Source organism: Loktanella fryxellensis, from assembly GCF_900110065.1.
In the GTDB taxonomy this organism is placed as follows: Bacteria; Pseudomonadota; Alphaproteobacteria; order Rhodobacterales; family Rhodobacteraceae; genus Loktanella; species Loktanella fryxellensis.
The window spans coordinates 1-19,644 of sequence record NZ_FOCI01000034.1; the positions used below are offsets into that span (position 1 = coordinate 1).

Sequence of the window (19,644 nt, forward strand, 5' to 3'; positions counted from 1 at the left end):
GGATGCCCACCTGGCGGCCCAGCAGGATGTGCTCGCGCGTCTGCGGCATCGGGCCGTCGGCGGCGTTCACGACCAGGATCGCGCCGTCCATCTGGGCGGCACCGGTGATCATGTTCTTGACGTAGTCGGCGTGGCCGGGGCAGTCGACGTGGGCGTAGTGACGGGCCTCGGACTCGTACTCGACGTGCGCGGTCGAGATCGTGATGCCGCGGGCCTTCTCTTCGGGGGCGCCGTCGATCTGGTCGTAGGCGCGGAATTCACCGAAGTACTTGGTGATCGCCGCCGTCAGCGTCGTCTTGCCGTGGTCCACGTGACCGATGGTCCCGATGTTGACGTGCGGTTTGTTGCGTTCGAACTTTGCCTTAGCCATGATGGCCTCCTTGAAAAACAGACAGGTGGGGGGTGGCGCGCGGGGCTGACCCCGCGCGACCGATCAGGCGTATTTCTTCTGGATCTCGTCAGAGATGTTCTGCGGAACCGGCTCGTAATGGTCGAACTGCATGGTGAAGTTCGCACGACCCGACGACATGGACCGCAAGTTGTTGATGTAGCCGAACATGTTGGCCAGCGGCACGAAGGCGTCGATGACGTTCGCATTGCCGCGGCTGTCCTGCCCCTGCACCATACCGCGACGGGAGGTCAGGTCGCCGATGATGCCACCGGTGTACTCTTCCGGCGTCACGACTTCGACCTTCATGATCGGCTCGAGCAGCTTTGCACCCGCCTTGCGCATGCCTTCACGCATGCACATCCGCGACGCGATCTCGAACGCGAGGACCGAGGAGTCGACGTCGTGGAACTTGCCTTCCAGCAGCTGCACCTTGAAGTCGATGACCGGGAAACCCGCCAGCGGACCGGAGTCCATGACCGACTTCACGCCCTTTTCGACGCCCGGGACGTATTCCTTGGGCACCGAACCACCGACGACCTTGGATTCGAACGAGTAACCCTCGCCCGGCACTGTCGGCATGATCAGCAGGGTCACTTCGGCGAACTGACCCGAACCACCCGACTGCTTCTTGTGGGTGTAGGTGTGCTTCACTTCGTGACCGATGGTCTCGCGATAGGCCACCTGCGGCGCGCCGATGTTGGCCTCGACCTTGAACTCGCGCTTCATGCGATCGACGAGGATGTCGAGGTGAAGTTCGCCCATGCCGCGCATGATGGTCTGACCGGATTCGAAGTCGGTCTCGACGCGGAAGGACGGATCCTCGGCAGCCAGACGGGCGAGCGCGATGCCCATCTTTTCCTGGTCGGCCTTGGTCTTGGGTTCGACGGCGATCTCGATCACCGGCTCCGGGAAGGTCATCGTTTCCAGAACCACCGGATCGGACGGATCACACAGGGTGTCGCCGGTCGTCGTGTTCTTCAGGCCACCCAGCGCGATGATGTCACCGGCCCATGCCTCGTCGATCTCTTCGCGGTTGATGGCGTGCATCATCATCATGCGGCCCACGCGCTCTTTGCCACCCTTGGTGGAGTTGAGCAGCGCATCGCCCTTCTTCAGCTTGCCCGAGTAGATGCGGGTGAACGTCAGAGAGCCCACGAAGGGGTCGTTCATGATCTTGAACGCCAGACCCGAGAAGGGCATGTCGTCTTCCGCGCGGCGGGGAATGTTGCGCGTTTCGGTCTCGTCGCCGGGCTTGAAGCCCATGTAGTCGACCACGTCCAGCGGGCTGGGCAGATAGTCGATCACGGCGTTCAGCAGGGGTTGCACGCCCTTGTTCTTGAACGCAGAGCCGGCCAGCACGGGGACGAACTTCATCGCCAGCGTGCCCTTGCGGATCAAGCTGCGCAGGGTGTCCACGTCGGGCTCGGTGCCATCGAGGTAGGCTTCCATCGCCGCGTCGTCCATGTCGACGGCCAACTCGATCAGCTTGCCGCGCCATTCGATGGCCAGCTCGCTCAGGCTGTCACGGATCGGCTGACGCACCCAGGATGCACCCAGGTCTTCACCCTGATAGACCCACTCTTCCATGGTGACGAGGTCGATGATACCTTCCAGCTCCGTCTCGGACCCGATGGGCAGCTGGACGGGGGCCGGGACGGCGCCGGTACGGTCGGCGATCATCTGGACGCACTTGTAGAAATCGGCGCCGATCTTGTCCATCTTGTTGACGAACACGATCCGCGGGACCTTGTAGCGGTCGGCCTGACGCCACACGGTTTCGGTCTGCGGCTCGACACCGGCGTTGGCGTCGAGCAGACAGATCGCACCGTCGAGCACGGCCAAGGAACGCTCGACCTCGATGGTGAAGTCGACGTGGCCGGGCGTGTCGATGATGTTCATGCGGAACTTCGTGTCGGACATGCCCTCGGCAGAGGGATCGTCCTGACGCTGCCAGAACGTGGTCGTCGCAGCAGAGGTGATCGTGATGCCACGCTCCTGCTCCTGCTCCATCCAGTCCATGGTGGCGGCGCCATCGTGCACTTCGCCGATGTTGTGGGATTTACCCGTGTAGAACAGGATCCGCTCGGTGCAGGTGGTCTTGCCGGCGTCGATGTGCGCCATGATACCGAAGTTGCGGTAGCGCTGCAGAGGATAGTCGCGTGCCATTGTGGTGGTGCTCCTGAATTACCAGCGGTAGTGGCTGAACGCTTTGTTCGCGTCGGCCATCTTGTGGGTGTCTTCGCGCTTTTTCACGGCGGTGCCGCGGTTGTTGACCGCATCCAGCAGTTCGCCGGCAAGGCGCTCTTCCATCGTGTTCTCGTTGCGCTTCTTCGCAGCGGCGATCAGCCAGCGGATCGCCAGCGCCTCGCGCCGCTCGGGGCGGACTTCGACGGGGACCTGATAGGTCGCACCACCGACGCGGCGCGAACGCACTTCGACGGAGGGTTTGATGTTCTCGAGGCACTCGTGGAACACTTCCACGGGCGACTTCTTCAGCTTGCCTTCGACGCGTTCGAACGCGTTGTAGACGATCCGTTCGGCGACGGCTTTTTTACCATCAACCATCAGGTTGTTCATGAATTTGGTCAGAACCGTATCGCCGAACTTGGCGTCCGGCAGAACTGCGCGTTTTTCAGCGGCGTGACGACGTGACATTGGTGTATCCTCTAATCAAGTTGCGGGCGAAATCCCGGGGCCTTGCCCACGGGTCGGCCGAGTTGCTTACTTCGGCCGCTTCGCGCCGTACTTGGAACGACGCTGCTTGCGGTCCTTCACGCCCTGGGTATCCAGCACACCGCGCAGGATGTGGTAACGGACACCCGGAAGGTCTTTCACACGGCCGCCGCGGATCAGCACGACCGAGTGTTCCTGCAGGTTGTGGCTTTCGCCGCCGATGTAGGAGATGACTTCGAAGCCGTTGGTCAGACGCACCTTGGCGACTTTCCGCATGGCCGAGTTCGGCTTCTTCGGCGTCGTGGTGTAGACGCGTGTGCAGACGCCACGCTTCTGCGGGCAGCCTTCGAGGTGCATGGACTTGGATTTGTTAACTTTGGGCTGACGCGGTTTGCGGATCAGCTGCTGGATCGTTGGCATTGGGCTGGTGTCCCCATCTTTCTAGTATGGCGACCCGATGGCCGCGGTTTGATGTCGGGTGCCGGTCCTTACGGGCCAACACGAAAAACCCGCAGTCGAACCCTTACCGGAGGTTCGGTGCGGTGTGTTACAGAGGAACGGGGCCTTGCCAGCCCGGTTCTTGACCACGTCAACGGTGATGTCGGATATGGACGGTTTCCCAGCCAGACCCGGATGCAGCGGCGTATAGGGGCTGGCGATGGGCGTGTCAACACTGGGCCCTGCCCTGCGTATCCTAGCGGATGCGGCTGGGAACAACCGGGCGCAGCAGGTTCAGGCGGCGTTCGCGGAACAATGTGAACAGGCCGGTCGCCACGACGATTCCCGCACCCATCAGCGTCGGGACCGTCGGAAACTCTCCGAATACCAGCACGCCGAGGATCAGCGCCGTCAGCAGGCTGGTGTAGCGGAAGGGTGCGACGAACCCGATGTCGCCCACCCGCATCGCCGTGACCGAGAACACGTAACCGAAGATCACGAATACCGTGGCCCCCGCGAGGTGGAAGACATCCCATCCCGCCAGCGGCTGCCACGTTTCGGTCAGTGATGCCGCACCGGCAAACACGGTGACCCCGACCGCCGCCACCACCGACACCATCAACGACGGGACCGCCCGCGACAGCTTGCGCACGACCAGATCCCGCAGTGTGACGCAGGCGACCGCCAGCAGCGCATAGACCGAATAGCTGGTGAAATCCGCCCCACCCGGCCGCACGATCAGCATCACACCGCCGAACCCGATCAGGATGGCGAGCAGACGTTTCCAGCCCAGCGGTTCGCGCAGGAACAGTGCCCCTGCCAGCGCGACCGACAGCGGCAGCACCTGCATGATCGCGCTGACGTTGGCGATGGGCATGTTGAACAGCGCGGTGATGAAGAAATACGCCCCGCCGATTTCCGCCGCAGCGCGCAGCCACATGTAGAACCAATCGCGGCGCGGCAGACGATACGTCAGCTGACCCATCGCCCGCGCAAGGATCAGCAGGCAAACTGTGACGCCAAGCCCACGCAGGAAAATCAACTGCCACAGCGGAAGCGCCTCCGACAGGACCTTGGTGAAGGTGTCGTTGATGGTGAACGTCACCATCGCGGCGGTCATCAGCGCCGCGCCGCGCATGTTGTCTGAAATCCTTGCCATGGCGACTGCTTAGCGTGGCCCCTGCCCCGGCACCAGACGCCGCGGGCGCAGGTTGCCCCCTGCGCCAATGCAAAAGGCCCCCGCGACGTGGTCGCGGGGGCCTTCCGTGGTGTCGATGAAAACCGCTTACTCGTCGCGGCTCTCGGGCGTGTCCACGATCAGCGTGTCGAACACATCGCCGCCGACCACATCGTTCGCGGCGGGCATCGGGGCTGCCAGTCGGGCGGCTTCCTCTGCCTCTTCGCGACGCGTCTCGATCACCACGTTGTCACGCGCGGCGGCGATGCCGCGCAAACGGGTCGTCGCACCGCCAGTGCCGGCGGGGATCAGGCGACCGACGATCACGTTCTCCTTCAGACCCACCAGCTTGTCGCGCTTGCCCTGCACTGATGCCTCGGTCAGCACCCGCGTGGTTTCCTGGAACGACGCCGCCGAGATGAAGCTGCGGGTCTGCAGCGACGCCTTGGTGATGCCCAGCAGGATCGGCTCGCCCGTTGCCGGACGGTCTCCGCGTGCCACGACCTTGGCGTTGGCCTCGTCGAACTCGGCCTTGTCCACGGTTTCTCCCTTCAGCAGCACGGTGTCGCCGCTGTCCTGGATCTCCCACTTCTGGAGCATCTGGCGCACGATGACCTCGATGTGCTTGTCGTTGATCTTCACGCCCTGCAGGCGATAGACGTCCTGCACTTCGTCGATCATGTAGTCTGCCAGCGCCTCGACGCCCATGACCGCAAGGATGTCGTGCGGGGCCGGGTTGCCGTCCATGATGTAGTCACCCTTCTGGACGAAGTCGCCTTCGGCCACGGGGATGTGCTTGCCTTTCGGCACCATGTATTCGACGCGGGTCTCAGAGTCGTCCGCCGACTCGATGGCGATGCGACGCTTGTTCTTGTAGTCCTTGCCGAAGCGCACGTAACCGTCGATTTCCGCGATGATCGCGTGATCCTTGGGGCGGCGTGCCTCGAACAGTTCGGCCACACGCGGCAGACCACCGGTGATGTCCTTGGTCTTGGCACCCTCGCGCGGGATGCGGGCGACAACGTCACCGGCCTGGATGTCCTCGCCGTCCTCGACGGACAGCACGGCATCCACCGACATCGCATAGCTCACCGGGTTGCCGTCGTCCTTCAGCGCGGGTTCCCCGTCGGGGCCAGCGATGATGATCTTGGGCGCCAGCTCGTTGCCCTTGGGGGCCGCGCGCCAGTCAGACACGATGCGCTGGGTCATGCCCGTCGCCTCGTCGGTGTCCTCGCGGACTGCGATGCCGTTGACTAGATCCACGTAACGGACCTTGCCGCTCTTTTCGGCGATGATCGGCAGGGTGAACGGGTCCCACTCGAACAGCTTGTCGCCGCGGTGCACGGTCTGACCTTCCTTCACGAAGATCTTGGTGCCGTAGCCGACCTTGTGGTTGGCCCGTTCCGCGCCGCTTTCGTCCTCGATCGCGATGACCATGTTCCGGCCCATGACAACCTGCTCGCCCGCCGTGTTCTGCAACAGCGATGCGTTGCGGAACGCGATGATGCCGGGCTGGCTTGCCTCGAGGAAGGACTGCTGACCACCCTGCGCCACGCCGCCGATGTGGAACGTCCGCATCGTCAGCTGGGTGCCGGGCTCGCCGATGGACTGCGCGGCGATGATGCCGACAGCCTCGCCGATGTTGACGCGCGTGCCGCGCGCCAGGTCACGACCGTAGCAGGTCGCGCAGACGCCGTCCTCGGCCTCGCAGGTCAGCGGGCTGCGGATACGCATCTTGGCGACCCCGGCCACGTCGATCATGTCGGCCTTGCGCTCGTCGATCAGCTCACCGGCCTCGACGATCACCTCGTCGGTGCCGGGCTTCAGCACGTCGTCCGCAGACACACGGCCCAGGACGCGTTCCGCCAGCGACGACACGACCTCGCCGTCGTTCACGGCGGCTTCTGCCGTGATCGCCCGGTCGGTGCCGCAATCCACTTCGCGGATGATGCAGTCCTGCGCCACGTCCACCAGACGCCGCGTGAGATAGCCAGAGTTGGCGGTCTTCAACGCGGTGTCCGACAGACCCTTGCGGGCACCGTGGGTCGAGTTGAAGTATTCAAGAACGGTCAGACCTTCCTTGAAGTTCGAGATGATCGGCGTCTCGATGATCTCGCCGGACGGCTTGGCCATCAGGCCGCGCATACCACCCAGCTGCTTCATCTGCGTGACCGAACCACGGGCACCGGAGTGGGCCATCATGTAGACCGAGTTCGGCTCGTTCTCGGCGCCATTCTCGTCCACGCCCGCCTTCGAGATGGTGGACATCATGGCGTCCGTCACCTTGTCGTTGGCTTTCGACCATGCATCCACGACCTTGTTGTACTTCTCACCCTGGGTGATCAGACCGTCCATGTACTGCTGTTCGAAGTCCTTGACCTGATCGCGGGTCTCATCGACCAGCTTCCACTTTGTGTCAGGCACGACCATGTCGTCCTTACCGAACGAGATGCCGGCCTTGAACGCCTCGCGGAACCCCATCGTCATGATCTGGTCGCAGAAGATCACGGATTCTTTCTGTCCGCAGTAGCGATAGACCGTGTCGATGACCTGCTGCACTTCCTTCTTGCGCAGCAGACGGTTCACCAGGCCGAACGGCGCCTTGGTGTTCAGCGGCAGCAACGCACCCAGACGCAGACGGCCCGGCGTGGTTTCGAACCGCACCGTGATCTCGTTACCCTCGTCGTCGATCTGCTTCATCCGGGCCTGAATCTTGGCGTGCAGATGCACTTCGCCCGCGGTCAGGGCGTGCTCGACTTCCTCGATGTTCGAGAAGGCCATGCCTTCGCCCTTCATGCCGTGGCGCATGATCGTGGTGTAGTAGAGGCCGAGGATCATGTCCTGTGACGGCACAATGATCGGCGCGCCGTTGGCGGGCGACAGCACGTTGTTCGTCGACATCATCAGGACGCGTGCCTCGAGCTGCGCCTCAAGGCTCAGCGGGACGTGCACGGCCATCTGGTCGCCGTCGAAGTCGGCGTTGAAGGCCGAACACACCAGCGGGTGCAGCTGGATCGCCTTGCCTTCGATCAGGACCGGCTCGAACGCCTGGATGCCCAGACGGTGAAGCGTCGGTGCCCGGTTCAGCATGACGGGGTGTTCGCGGATCACCTCATCCAGGATGTCCCACACCTCGGGACGTTCCTTTTCCACCAGCTTCTTGGCCTGCTTGACGGTCGACGACAGACCCTTGGCTTCCAGACGCGAATAGATGAACGGCTTGAACAGCTCGAGCGCCATCTTCTTGGGCAGACCGCACTGGTGCAGCTTCAGTTCCGGTCCGGTCACGATGACCGAACGGCCCGAGAAGTCGACCCGCTTGCCCAGAAGGTTCTGACGGAAGCGACCCTGCTTGCCCTTCAGCATGTCGGACAGCGACTTCAGCGGGCGCTTGTTGGCGCCCGTGATGACGCGGCCTCTGCGGCCGTTGTCAAACAGCGCATCGACGGATTCCTGCAGCATCCGCTTTTCGTTGCGCACGATGATGTCGGGCGCACGCAACTCGATCAGCCGCTTCAGACGGTTGTTGCGGTTGATGACGCGGCGATACAGATCGTTAAGGTCGGAGGTCGCGAAGCGGCCACCGTCCAGCGGCACCAGCGGGCGCAGCTCTGGCGGAATGACCGGGATCACGGTCAGGACCATCCACTCGGGTCGGTTGCCGGATTCGATGAAGTTCTCGACGATCTTCAGACGCTTGATGATCTTCTTGGGCTTCAGCTCGCCGGTGGCGACCTTCAGGTCCGCACGCAGTTGCTCGGCCTCGGCGTCAAGGTCGATCTGCGCCAGCATCTCGCGGATGGCTTCCGCACCGATGTTCGCCTGAAACGCGTCGGCACCGTAGGCGTCCTGCGCGTCGTTGAACTCTTCCTCGGTCATCAGCTGACCATAGGTGAGGTCCGTCAGACCCGGTTCGATCACGACGTAGTTTTCGAAATACAGGATGCGTTCCAGATCGCGCAGCGTCATGTCCAGCATCAGGCCGATGCGGCTGGGCAGCGATTTCAGGAACCAGATGTGCGCGACGGGGGCAGCCAGCTCGATGTGGCCCATCCGCTCGCGGCGGACCTTCTGCAGCGTGACTTCGACGCCGCACTTTTCACAGACGACGCCGCGGTACTTCATCCGCTTGTACTTGCCGCACAGACATTCGTAATCCTTGATCGGGCCAAAGATCCGCGCGCAGAACAGGCCGTCCCGCTCCGGCTTGAACGTGCGGTAGTTGATGGTTTCGGGCTTCTTGATCTCGCCGAAGGACCACGACAGGATCCGCTCCGGCGACGCCAGTGAGACCTTGATTTCGTCGAATGTCTTGACCGGGGCGACCGGATTGAACGGATTGTTTGTCAGTTCCTGGTTCATCTTCAATTCCTTGAATTGGGGTGCGGGACGATGGGGCGGGGCGGCACCGGGCCGCCCCTAAGACACGCGGGCCTTATTCCCCGTCCTCTGCATCCAGGAGTTCCATGTTGAGGCCGAGACCCCGGACTTCTTTGACCAGAACGTTGAACGATTCCGGCACACCGGCCTCGAAGTTGTCCTCGCCCTTGACGATCGACTCGTAGACCTTGGTCCGGCCCGCCACGTCGTCCGACTTCACCGTCAGCATTTCCTGCAGGGTGTAGGCGGCGCCGTAGGCTTCGAGTGCCCAGACCTCCATCTCGCCGAAACGCTGTCCGCCGAACTGGGCCTTGCCGCCCAGCGGCTGCTGGGTGACGAGGCTGTACGGCCCGGTCGAGCGCGCGTGGATCTTGTCGTCCACAAGGTGGTGCAGCTTCAGCAGGTACTTGATCCCCACCGTCACCTTGCGGCTGAACTGTTCACCCGTGCGCCCGTCGAACAGCACCGACTGACCCGAGGTGTCGAACCCGGCCCGCTTGAGGCTGTCGTTCACGTCGGCCTCTTTCGCACCGTCGAAGACCGGGGTGGCGATCGGAACGCCTCGGGTCACGTTGCCCGCCGCCTCGATCATCAGATCCTCGTCCATGTCGGCAAAGCCTTCGTCATAGACATCGTCGCCATAGGCAATGCGCAGCGCCTCCTTGACCGGCGTCAGGTCGCCGTGGCGGCGGTATTCACCCAGCGCCTCGTCGATCTTCAGCCCCAGACCGCGTGCGGCCCAGCCCATGTGGGTTTCAAGGATCTGACCGACGTTCATACGCGACGGCACGCCCAGCGGGTTCAGACAGAAATCGACCGGGGTACCATCGGCGAGGAACGGCATGTCCTCCATCGGCACCACTTTCGAGATCACGCCCTTGTTGCCGTGACGACCGGCCATCTTGTCGCCGGGCTGCAGCTTGCGCTTCACCGCGACGAACACCTTGACCATCTTCATCACGCCCGGCGGCAGGTCGTCGCCACGACGCACCTTCTCAACCTTGTCCTCGAAACGGGCATCCATCCGCTTCTTCTGGATCTCGTACTGCTCGTTCAGGGCCTCGACGATCTGCGCGTCGGCCTCGTCCTTGAGTGCGAGCTGCCACCACTGGCCGCGGCTCAGTTCCGACAGGGCCTCTTCGGTGATCTCGGTGCCGGCCTTGAACCCACGGGGGCCTTTGACCGCAATCTTGCCCATGATCATGGACTTCAGACGCGCATAGATGTTGCGGTCCAGGATCACCATTTCGTCGTCGCGGTCACGCGACAGGCGCTCGACCTCTTCGCGCTCGATCTGCAGGGCGCGTTCGTCCTTTTCCACACCGTGGCGGTTGAACACGCGCACCTCGACAACCGTGCCGAAGTCACCCGGCGGCAGACGCAGGGACGTGTCGCGCACGTCGCTGGCCTTTTCGCCGAAGATCGCACGCAACAGCTTCTCTTCCGGTGTCATCGGGCTTTCGCCCTTGGGCGTGATCTTGCCCACCAGAATGTCCGCAGGCCCGACTTCCGCACCGATATAGACGATGCCAGCCTCGTCGAGGTTGCGCAGGGCTTCCTCGCCGACGTTGGGGATGTCGCGGGTGATCTCTTCCGGCCCGAGCTTCGTGTCGCGGGCCGCCACTTCGAACTCTTCGATGTGGATGGACGTGAACACGTCGTCGCGGGTGATCCGCTCCGAGATCAGGATCGAGTCCTCGTAGTTGTAGCCGTTCCACGGCATGAACGCGACCATGATGTTCTTGCCGAGGGCCAGTTCACCCATGTCCGTGCTCGGGCCGTCGGCCAGCACTTCGCCCTTCATCACCGTGTCGCCCACCTTCACCAGCGGACGCTGGTTGATGCAGGTGTTCTGGTTCGACCGCTGGAACTTGCGCATGCGGTAGATGTCCACACCCGCGTCGCCCAGTTCCAGATCGGCAGTCGCACGGACCACGATCCGCTGCGCATCGACCTGGTCGATGACACCGGCGCGGCGCGCCATGATCGCCGCACCGGAATCCCGTGCCACGACCTCTTCGATGCCTGTGCCGACCAGCGGCGCCTCGGCCTGCAGCAGCGGCACGGCCTGACGCTGCATGTTGGACCCCATCAGCGCGCGGTTCGCGTCGTCGTTTTCCAGGAACGGGATCAGCGACGCTGCGACCGACACCAGCTGCTTGGGCGACACGTCGATCAGATCGACGTTCTCGCGCGGGGACAGGGTATAGTCGCCGTTCTTGCGCGTGGACACCAACTCGTTGCCGAACGAGCCGTCCTCGTTCAGGTCGGCGTTGGCCTGTGCCACCGTGTGACGCATCTCTTCGGTCGCGGACATGTATTGCACATCGTCCGTCACCTTGCCGTCCACCACCTTGCGGTAGGGCGTCTCAATGAAGCCGTACTTGTTCACGCGGGCAAAGGTCGCGAGGCTGTTGATCAGACCGATGTTCGGGCCTTCCGGCGTCTCGATTGGGCACATCCGGCCATAGTGGGTCGGGTGCACGTCGCGCACCTCAAAACCTGCACGTTCGCGCGTCAGACCGCCCGGCCCAAGGGCCGACAGGCGCCGCTTGTGCGTCACTTCCGACAGCGGATTGGTCTGGTCCATGAACTGCGACAGCTGCGACGAACCAAAGAACTCGCGCACGGCGGCAGCGGCCGGTTTCGCGTTGATCAGGTCCTGCGGCATCACCGTGTCGATCTCGACGCTGGACATGCGTTCCTTGATCGCACGTTCCATGCGCAGCAGCCCGACGCGGTACTGGTTTTCCATCAGCTCGCCCACGGACCGCACACGACGGTTGCCGAGGTGGTCGATGTCGTCGATGTCGCCACGGCCGTCACGCAGTTCGACGAGCGCCTTGATGCAGGCGAGGATGTCTTCGCGGCGCAGGGTGCGCTGCGTGTCTTCCGCATCCAGATCCAGACGCATGTTCATCTTGACCCGGCCCACGGCGGACAGGTCATAGCGGTCGGCGTCGAAGAACAGCGTGTCGAACAGCGCGGACGCCGCATCGACGGTCGGCGGCTCTCCGGGGCGCATGACGCGGTAGATGTCCATGAGCGCGGTTTCCCGGTTCATGTTCTTGTCCGCCGCCATCGTGTTGCGGATGTAGGCACCCACGTTGATGTTGTCGATGTCCAGCACCGGGATCGTCGTGACGCCCGCGTCCACCAGATCCTTCAGCGTGCCGCCGATCACGTCGCCGGCCTTGTCGGTCTCGACCGTCAGCTCGTCGCCGGCCTCGACAAAGATCGCGCCCGTCGTCTCGTCGATGATGTCGCGCGCCACGAACTTGCCGACGATGTGGGTGTATGGGACCAGAAGATCCTTGACCTTGCCTTCGTCGATCAGCTTCTTGACCGACCGCGGCGTGATCTTTTCACCGGCCGCAGCGATGACTTCGCCGGTGGCGGCGTCGATCAGGTCATAGGTCGGACGGGTGCCACGCACGCGCTCCGGGAAGAACTTGGTCGTCCAGTTCTGACCCTTATCGTCCAGCTTGAACTCGACCGTGTTGTAATAGGCATCCATGATGGATTCCTGGTCGAGGCCGAGCGAATACAGCAGCGTCGTGACCGGCAGCTTGCGGCGGCGGTCGATGCGGCAGAACACGAGGTCCTTGGCGTCGAACTCGAAGTCCAGCCACGAACCGCGATACGGAATGATACGGCAGGCGAACAGCAGCTTGCCCGAGCTGTGCGTCTTGCCCTTGTCGTGGTCGAAGAACACGCCGGGAGAGCGGTGCATCTGGGACACGATCACGCGCTCGGTGCCGTTCACGATGAACGTGCCGTTCTGCGTCATCAGGGGCATGTCGCCCATGAAGACGTCCTGCTCCTTGATGTCCTTGACGGACTTCGCACCGGTATCCTCGTCCACATCGAACACGATCAGGCGCAGGGTGACCTTCAGCGGGGCACTGTAGGTCATGTCGCGCTGCTGACACTCCTCGACATCGTACTTCGCCTTTTCCAGTTCGTATTTCACGAACTCCAGCACGGCGGTCTCGTTGAAGTCCTTGATCGGGAAGACGGACTGGAACGTGCCCATGATGCCTTCGCCGTCCAGCGGCGTCGGGCTGTCGCCAGACCGCAGGAACAGGTCGTAGGACGACTTCTGCACTTCGATCAGGTTCGGCATTTCCAGGACTTCACGGATCTTGCCGTAGTATTTGCGCAGGCGTTTCTGGCCAAGGAAGGAGGAAGCCATGTGTGATGTCACCTTATATTGTCTGTCGCCTCTCACCTCGCCCGGGCCGCGGGGTGGGATGCTTATGACTGGGGGCGTGCCGTCCATACGTGACCCTTGTCCCACCAAAGGCCTCCCGACGATGCCACCTTCCCAAAAGGAGGGCTGAGCGAACAGCCGTCCTTCAAGACAGGTGCGGCCGGACCCGCGACGTGCGCAGGTCCAGCCCATGTTGTGTGGTGGCGGGCGAACCCGCCAGTCCGGCTTAGGCCAGTTCGACCTTGGCGCCAGCTGCTTCCAGCTTTGCCTTGATCTCTTCGGCTTCGGTCTTGGAAGCGCCTTCCTTGACCTTGCCGCCAGCTTCGACCAGATCCTTGGCTTCTTTCAGGCCCAGACCGGTGATCGCGCGCACTTCCTTGATCACGTTGATCTTCTGTGCGCCGGCGTCCTTCAGGACGACGTCGAACTCAGTCTTTTCTTCTGCTGCTTCGGCAGCGCCCGCAGCGGGGCCAGCCATCATCACAGCGCCGCCGGCGGCGGGCTCGATGCCATACTCGTCCTTGAGGATGGTTTTCAGTTCTTGTGCTTGAAGAAGGGTCAGACCGACGATTTCTTCAGCCAGTTTTTTCAGATCAGCCATTTGATATGCTTTCCGTTTGCTTAGGTGTGTTCCAACGTCAGGGCGTTCAAGCCCCAAGGCAGTTCAGGTTGCTTTATGCAGCTTTCTCTTCGATGGTCGAAAGAATGCTCGCGATGTTCGAAGCAGGCGCGCCAATGGCCCCGGCGATGTTTGCGGCAGGTGCTGCGATGCAACCCACGATGGAAGCGATAAGCTCCTCGCGGCTCGGCATCCCGGCAACGGCTTTCACACCGGCTGGATCCAATGCAGTCTCACCCATGGCACCGCCCAGAATAACGAGCTTTTCGTTCTTCTTGGCGTAGTCATCGACCACCTTCGCCGCAGCGACGGGGTCATCAGAAAAGGCGAGGACTGTCATGCCCGTCAGGTACTCAGCAATGGAAGCGCTGGGTTTACCGTCAAGGGCGATCTTGGCGAGCTTGTTCTTGGCGACGCGCACGGATCCGCCTGCGACGCGCATCATCGCGCGCAGATCCTGCATTTCGGCAACTGTCATGCCTTCGTAGCGGGCAACCACCACGACGCCAGAGCGTTCAAAGATCTGGGCGAGTTCTTCGACCAGCTTCTCTTTTTGTGCTCTATCCACAGTTTTACTCCAAAATTGGGGTTTCCCCCGGCTCATGTGTGCCACCCAATGGTCTGAGCAGCGTTCGGGTCCGTGTCGATGGTCCCGAGGCCAATCTCGCCCGAGGTTTCCCCCGGAAATCTTGTTCTCGTTTCCCATCTCGGGAAGGAATTATGTCAGGCGGTTGCCTGCACCCTCCGTCTCGGACAGCACGGCGGCGATCGTTTGCCGCTGCGAGTTGGCGCACCCCGCGAGGGGTACGCCAAATTCCTTAGTTGCCGGTGGCCGATGCCACATCGACCGACACGCCCGGACCCATGGTCGAGGTCAGGTTGACCTTCTTCATGTAGGTGCCCTTGGCGCCCGACGGACGGGCCTTCTGCACGGCATCGACGAACGCCTTCAGGTTCTCTTCCAGCTGCTCTGCGCTGAACGAGGCCTTACCGATCCCGGCGTGGACCACGCCGGCCTTTTCGGCGCGGAACTGGACCTGGCCACCTTTGGCATCCTTGACGGCCTGCTTGACGTCGGGTGTCACGGTGCCGACGCGGGGGTTCGGCATCAGGTTGCGCGGGCCCAGGATCTTGCCCAGACGACCCACGATGCCCATCATGTCGGGCGTGGCGATGCACCAGTCGAAGTCGATCGTGCCGCCCTGGATGGATTCCATCAGGTCTTCTGCACCGACGATGTCGGCACCGGCGGCTTTCGCCTCGTCAGCCTTGTCGCCACGGGCGAACACGGCGACGCGAACGGTCTTGCCGGTGCCGTGCGGCAGCGTGACCGTGCCGCGGACCATCTGGTCGGCGTGACGCGGATCGACGCCCAGGACCATCGCGATCTCGATCGTCTCGTCGAACTTGGCGGTCGCGGCGGATTTCACCAGCGACACGGCCTCGGTGACCTTGACGTTGGCCTTGCCGTCGAATGCGGCGCGTGCGGCCGTCGTACGTTTACCCAGCTTTGCCATTACTTCACCTCGATGCCCATGGAGCGGGCGGAGCCCGCGATGATCAGCATCGCACCCTCGATCGAGGTCGCGTTCAGATCCTTCATCTTCGCTTCGGCAATCTCACGCACCTGCTTGCCCGAGATCGAGCCGGCGGTCGTCTTGCCCGGCGCCTTGGACCCGGAGGTCAGCTTGGCGGCCTTCTTGATGTAATAGGACGCGGGGGGCGTCTTGATTTCCATCGTGAACGACTTGTCGGCGTAATACGTGATCACGGTCGGGCAGGGCGCATCTTTTTCCATGTCTGCGGTCTTGGCGTTGAACGCCTTGCAGAATTCCATGATGTTGATGCCTCGCTGACCCAGTGCGGGACCCACGGGCGGGGACGGTTTCGCGTTGCCGGCCGGAACCTGCAACTTCAGCGAACCCATGACTTTCTTGGCCATCAGGCCTCTCCTTCATGTTCAGCGGCAGGAAACCCCTGCCCTACAACGGCCCCGCTGCCGGGGCCAACTTGCCGTGGTTCGCCGAAAGGCTCCCACGTCTGCGTCACGTCAGCCTTGTTTAGAGACCTGCGTGAATTCCAGTTCGACCGGGGTGGCCCGGCCAAAGATCGACACCGTCACCTTCAGGCGCTGGTTGTCCTCGTCCACTTCCTCGACCATGCCGTCGAAATCCTCGAACGGGCCGTCGTTGACCTTCACCTTCTCGCCGATCTCGAAATGGATCAGCGTGCGCGGGCTGTCTTCGCCCTCCTGCACGCGACCCAGGATCGCCTGCACTTCCGCATCGCGCATCGGGCTCGGGCGGCCTTGCGGGCCAAGGAAGCCCGTCACCCGGTTGATCGAGTTGATCAGGTGATAGCCTTCGTCGGACAACTCCATGTGCACCAACACGTAGCCGGGCATGAAGCGGCGCTCGGTCGTCACCTTCTTGTTGCGACGGATCTCGATCACGTCTTCGGTGGGCACCAGAACCTCATCGATCTGATCCTCGAGCCCCTGCTCCGTCACCTTCTGCCGGATAGTCTCGGCGATCTTCTTTTCGAAGTTCGACAGGACACTCACCGAATACCAACGCTTCGCCATGTTCCTCGTCACCTCGTATCGCCGACACACACCGCATGGCGGGCCGGTTAATTTCCAGTTCTATCAGCTACTTGACGCAGCCTGTCCCGACAATAAATTTTGGCGTGCAACACGATTCGCCGCACGCCATCCGGGTAAGTTGTGGGCTATTACCCCCCTGCCCGCCTGATTTCAAGGGGGTGTGGGCAGATTGTCGCCACAGGGCCAAGGCCTTGCGATACGTGCCCGATCAGCTGCCGAAGTATGTCAGGACGAATTGCAGGCCCTGACGGATCGCGAAATCGACGATACTGAAGAAGATCGCCATCAGCGTCGCCATGATCAGCACCATGATCGTGGTCAGCACGACTTCGCGCCGCGTCGGCCAGACGACCTTGGCGATTTCCGCACGTGTCTCGTTGATGAACTTGACGGGGTTCGTGGCCATGACGCGTCCTTCCGGGCTGATCGGTGCGACATACGCCGCGCCGTCACCGGTTTCAAGTCTGCTCTGTGGCAGGCCTGATCCGGGTCACGCCGGGCAATGCGCCGATGGCGTGCCATTGCGCGGCATACTGCTTTTGCGACGCGGCCTTCTCCTTGGGTGAAAAGCCGTCATGCGGTGGATGGTCCGGTCCGACCGGATACGTCTCTCGCGCCAGGTGCCACAGGGGACCTTCGGTCGCGATGGCCCGGTGTTCCTGAATGAATGCGACGGCGGCCGCCGACAGCCCGCGATTGACGCGGTGCGCGACCGGGGACACGGGCGGGGCACCCGCACCCAGCAACACCGCCATGACCTGCGCAAAGACGGCGCGGTAATCCTCGTAGCGCCACACCGTCACATGTGCGACGCCGGGCGTCGCGGCCAGCCGTCGCACCAGATCGACCCAGTCGATGTCCGGCACCGGGTTGCGCCGTTTGAATCTGTCCAGCGGAACCGTGGACCCTGCCTGCATCACCAGACCATAGGCCGAGTTCAGAAATCCCGCGGGATCGCGCAGACCGATGCACACCTCGATCCCGCCTTGGGGCGCGATGGCACCGGTCAACGCAGCCAGCCGCGCCTGCGCGTCGGAGTACAGGGGCTGTGGCAGATTGTGCAGCGGACCCGGATAGCGTTTGTCGAACAACGTCCCGATGAAGTTCTCCTCCGACACGACGAGCCGCGTGCCGTCGCCCATCATCTCGGCCAGCACGTCGGGCGCGGGACGCAGGTCGGCCACGCTCTTGCGCGGGTTGAAGGGCAGGTTGAACCGCGCCTCCAGCCGCTGGCCGAGTTGACGCAGGTCCATCGGGCCGAAGAACCGGATACCGTTGCGCACCAGCAACCGCCGCGCCCCATGCAGCGAATGTTGCAGGTGTGTGGTCGCCGTCTTGTGCGCGCCGACATGCAGCACGATGGATCGCGGCACGTCAGTCACCGCATCGTCCGGTCTGTCTGGAAACATGGCAGGGGCAGGGGGACTCGAACCCACGACCTACGGTTTTGGAGACCGTCGCTCTACCAACTGAGCTATACCCCTTCATGTCAGGCCGGATTAGCGGATGCAGGCCGCAGGATCAAGGCCCCCTGCGCGGTTTCGCAGGGTCTTCACGGCGTGGGTTTCCGCGACCCGTTCGCCTGACGGTGGGGAATGTCCACCGCCAGTTGCCCCGCCTCGACGACATTGCGCCAGCCGGTGTTGTGGATGACCGTTGCCGGACGCGCCGCCTCGCGGTCGTAGAACGCCAGCAGATCCTCGACCGAGGACCATTGCGAGAATTCCTGCAGCAGCCGGTCCGCGAGCCACTTCACGGGCAGGGCGAGCAGCGTGTCGGCCTTTTGGTAGTGATAGAAGATCACCTGACGGATCGCCTGATCGGTGATCTTGCCCGCCTTGTTCCAGCGCACGTCGATCAGGTTCAGCCGCAGCCCCGCACGCTGCGCCGCGATCGGCAGAGAGATCTGGTCAAGCGTGGGGTAAATGCCCTTGGCCAGCCTGCGGCGTTCGATCTTGATCGCGGTATCGCACCACAGATCGGCGAATGTGCTGTCCATATAGGCCACGTAACCCGCCGACATCGACGGCATGGTGAACGTCTGGTCGGGGCGCGACATGCGCAGGCGCGGCAGGGGCAGGCCGACGCTTTCGTACGCAGGGGCCCAGTCCTGCGGCGTGCGGCCCCACATCCAGTTGCCCGTGGGCCGCCCCGCGACGGTGCCGGGCTGCAACGTGTCCGACAGCAAGGCGGGCTGCAGCATGAACATGTCGGTGTCGAACAGCACCGTCGCCGGTTCGGGACGGGGTGCTGCACAGGCGAAAAGCTTGTTGCCCTGCGGATAGACCACCTCGAAGGCGGGATGGATCTCGTCCAGGGTGACGCCGTTCGCGGCGCAGAACGCCAGCGTCGCCGGGTGCAACTGATCGATCAGTTCAGCGCGGCAGTAGGCGTAGACGCGCACGTCGTCGTTCGCGAACGCCCGCAAGGACGCGGCCAGCAGGATCGCCGGCCATTCGTAGGCGCCCGGTTCGACCATGAAGACGGCTGCGACGGGGATCTGGGCGTGGGGCGTGTTCATGGCGACTCCAGCAGGCGGCAGGACGATCATGGCACCGGATCGCGGCAGCAAAAAGACCTGTTCTGGGCGATACCCCTAACGCAAAAGGCCGCCCAGAGGGGCGGCCTTTCGTTCATTCCACGCTCGCGCGCTGTGGGACACTCTCGTGGTTTGCAGGCAAACCGCTGCCGCGTCCCACCCGCAGCGTTCGGGCCAAGGGCCCGAGCCGCTGCGTGCTTACGCGAGGATCTTCGACACCACGCCGGCGCCGACGGTGCGGCCGCCTTCGCGGATGGCAAAGCGCAGGCCGTCTTCCATCGCGATCGGCGCGATCAGCTCGACTTCGAACTTCAGGTTGTCGCCCGGCATCACCATCTCGGTGCCCTCGGGCAGCATCACGGTCCCGGTCACGTCCGTCGTGCGGAAGTAGAACTGCGGACGGTAGTTCGCGAAGAACGGCGTGTGACGGCCACCCTCTTCCTTCGTCAGGATGTAGGCCTCGGCCTCGAACTTGGTGTGCGGTGCGACCGACTTGGGCTTGCACAGCACCTGACCACGCTCCACGCCTTCACGGTCGATGCCGCGCAGCAGGATGCCGACGTTGTCACCCGCCTGGCCGGAGTCCAGCAGCTTGCGGAACATCTCGAC

Annotated in this window: 16 protein-coding genes and 1 tRNA gene; all 17 read right to left on the reverse strand. The window is 63.1% G+C overall.

The annotated features are described in order from the left end of the window. A partial coding sequence (locus tag BMX16_RS15780; RefSeq protein ID WP_177174704.1) for a GTP-binding protein occupies window positions 1-370 on the reverse strand: 370 nt, incomplete at its 3' end. Between the two features lie 63 nt (window positions 371-433). Next, on the reverse strand, window positions 434-2,557 hold the full coding sequence (fusA, locus tag BMX16_RS15785; protein ID WP_089905555.1) for an elongation factor G: 2,124 nt from the start codon (window positions 2,555-2,557) through the stop codon (window positions 434-436). 18 nt (window positions 2,558-2,575) lie between these two features. Further along, window positions 2,576-3,046: a 30S ribosomal protein S7 gene (rpsG, locus tag BMX16_RS15790; RefSeq protein WP_089905557.1), complete on the reverse strand. Its 471-nt coding sequence runs from the start codon at window positions 3,044-3,046 to the stop codon at window positions 2,576-2,578. A 66-nt stretch (window positions 3,047-3,112) separates the two neighbouring features. Beyond that, a complete protein-coding gene (gene rpsL / locus BMX16_RS15795) occupies window positions 3,113-3,484 on the reverse strand; it encodes a 30S ribosomal protein S12 (protein ID WP_089905558.1) in 372 nt (123 codons plus the stop codon). A 274-nt stretch (window positions 3,485-3,758) separates the two neighbouring features. After that, entirely contained in the window at window positions 3,759-4,661 is a 903-nt protein-coding gene (locus BMX16_RS15800) for a DMT family transporter (protein ID WP_089905560.1), read from the reverse strand. 126 nt (window positions 4,662-4,787) lie between these two features. Further along, the gene (gene rpoC / locus BMX16_RS15805) at window positions 4,788-9,041 is read right to left on the reverse strand and encodes a DNA-directed RNA polymerase subunit beta' (protein WP_089905563.1); all 4,254 of its coding nucleotides are present in this window, start codon (window positions 9,039-9,041) and stop codon (window positions 4,788-4,790) included. A gap of 73 nt (window positions 9,042-9,114) precedes the next feature. Continuing rightward, window positions 9,115-13,254, reverse strand: a complete 4,140-nt coding sequence (rpoB, locus tag BMX16_RS15810) for a DNA-directed RNA polymerase subunit beta (RefSeq protein ID WP_089905567.1) — start codon at window positions 13,252-13,254, stop codon at window positions 9,115-9,117. Window positions 13,255-13,498: 244 nt separating this feature from the next. Beyond that, window positions 13,499-13,873, reverse strand: a complete 375-nt coding sequence (gene rplL, locus BMX16_RS15815; RefSeq protein ID WP_089905569.1) for a 50S ribosomal protein L7/L12 — start codon at window positions 13,871-13,873, stop codon at window positions 13,499-13,501. A gap of 73 nt (window positions 13,874-13,946) precedes the next feature. Further along, window positions 13,947-14,495, reverse strand: coding sequence for a 50S ribosomal protein L10 (gene rplJ / locus BMX16_RS15820; protein WP_177174705.1), 549 nt, complete (start codon window positions 14,493-14,495; stop codon window positions 13,947-13,949). A 214-nt stretch (window positions 14,496-14,709) separates the two neighbouring features. Next, on the reverse strand, window positions 14,710-15,408 hold the full coding sequence (gene rplA, locus BMX16_RS15825; RefSeq protein ID WP_089905573.1) for a 50S ribosomal protein L1: 699 nt from the start codon (window positions 15,406-15,408) through the stop codon (window positions 14,710-14,712). Further along, a complete protein-coding gene (gene rplK / locus BMX16_RS15830) occupies window positions 15,408-15,833 on the reverse strand; it encodes a 50S ribosomal protein L11 (RefSeq protein ID WP_089905575.1) in 426 nt (141 codons plus the stop codon). The genes rplA and rplK overlap by 1 nt, the downstream gene beginning before the upstream one ends. Window positions 15,834-15,941: 108 nt before the next feature. Beyond that, on the reverse strand, window positions 15,942-16,475 hold the full coding sequence (gene nusG, locus BMX16_RS15835; protein WP_089905577.1) for a transcription termination/antitermination protein NusG: 534 nt from the start codon (window positions 16,473-16,475) through the stop codon (window positions 15,942-15,944). Between the two features lie 229 nt (window positions 16,476-16,704). Continuing rightward, a complete protein-coding gene (secE, locus tag BMX16_RS15840; protein ID WP_089905579.1) occupies window positions 16,705-16,902 on the reverse strand; it encodes a preprotein translocase subunit SecE in 198 nt (65 codons plus the stop codon). 52 nt (window positions 16,903-16,954) lie between these two features. Continuing rightward, on the reverse strand, window positions 16,955-17,878 hold the full coding sequence (locus BMX16_RS15845) for a hypothetical protein (protein WP_089905581.1): 924 nt from the start codon (window positions 17,876-17,878) through the stop codon (window positions 16,955-16,957). 26 nt (window positions 17,879-17,904) lie between these two features. Continuing rightward, window positions 17,905-17,980: transfer RNA gene (locus BMX16_RS15850), tRNA-Trp, on the reverse strand. Window positions 17,981-18,048: 68 nt separating this feature from the next. Next, a complete protein-coding gene (locus BMX16_RS15855; protein WP_089905583.1) occupies window positions 18,049-19,017 on the reverse strand; it encodes a hypothetical protein in 969 nt (322 codons plus the stop codon). A 216-nt stretch (window positions 19,018-19,233) separates the two neighbouring features. Then, on the reverse strand, window positions 19,234-19,644 hold a 411-nt coding region (locus BMX16_RS15860), incomplete at its 5' end, for an elongation factor Tu (protein ID WP_483869200.1).

Excerpts from the sequence above, each read along its gene's own strand:
- fusA (WP_089905555.1), bottom strand. The coding sequence starts at position 2,557 with ATGGCACGCGACTATCCTCTGCAGCGCTACCGCAACTTCGGTATCATG.
- rpsG (WP_089905557.1), bottom strand. The coding sequence starts at position 3,046 with ATGTCACGTCGTCACGCCGCTGAAAAACGCGCAGTTCTGCCGGACGCC.
- rpsL (WP_089905558.1), bottom strand. The coding sequence starts at position 3,484 with ATGCCAACGATCCAGCAGCTGATCCGCAAACCGCGTCAGCCCAAAGTT.
- BMX16_RS15800 (WP_089905560.1), bottom strand. The coding sequence starts at position 4,661 with ATGGCAAGGATTTCAGACAACATGCGCGGCGCGGCGCTGATGACCGCC.
- rpoC (WP_089905563.1), bottom strand. The coding sequence starts at position 9,041 with ATGAACCAGGAACTGACAAACAATCCGTTCAATCCGGTCGCCCCGGTC.
- rpoB (WP_089905567.1), bottom strand. The coding sequence starts at position 13,254 with ATGGCTTCCTCCTTCCTTGGCCAGAAACGCCTGCGCAAATACTACGGC.
- rplL (WP_089905569.1), bottom strand. The coding sequence starts at position 13,873 with ATGGCTGATCTGAAAAAACTGGCTGAAGAAATCGTCGGTCTGACCCTT.
- rplJ (WP_177174705.1), bottom strand. The coding sequence starts at position 14,495 with ATGAGCCGGGGGAAACCCCAATTTTGGAGTAAAACTGTGGATAGAGCA.
- rplA (WP_089905573.1), bottom strand. The coding sequence starts at position 15,408 with ATGGCAAAGCTGGGTAAACGTACGACGGCCGCACGCGCCGCATTCGAC.
- rplK (WP_089905575.1), bottom strand. The coding sequence starts at position 15,833 with ATGGCCAAGAAAGTCATGGGTTCGCTGAAGTTGCAGGTTCCGGCCGGC.
- nusG (WP_089905577.1), bottom strand. The coding sequence starts at position 16,475 with ATGGCGAAGCGTTGGTATTCGGTGAGTGTCCTGTCGAACTTCGAAAAG.
- secE (WP_089905579.1), bottom strand. The coding sequence starts at position 16,902 with ATGGCCACGAACCCCGTCAAGTTCATCAACGAGACACGTGCGGAAATC.
- BMX16_RS15855 (WP_089905583.1), bottom strand. The coding sequence starts at position 19,017 with ATGAACACGCCCCACGCCCAGATCCCCGTCGCAGCCGTCTTCATGGTC.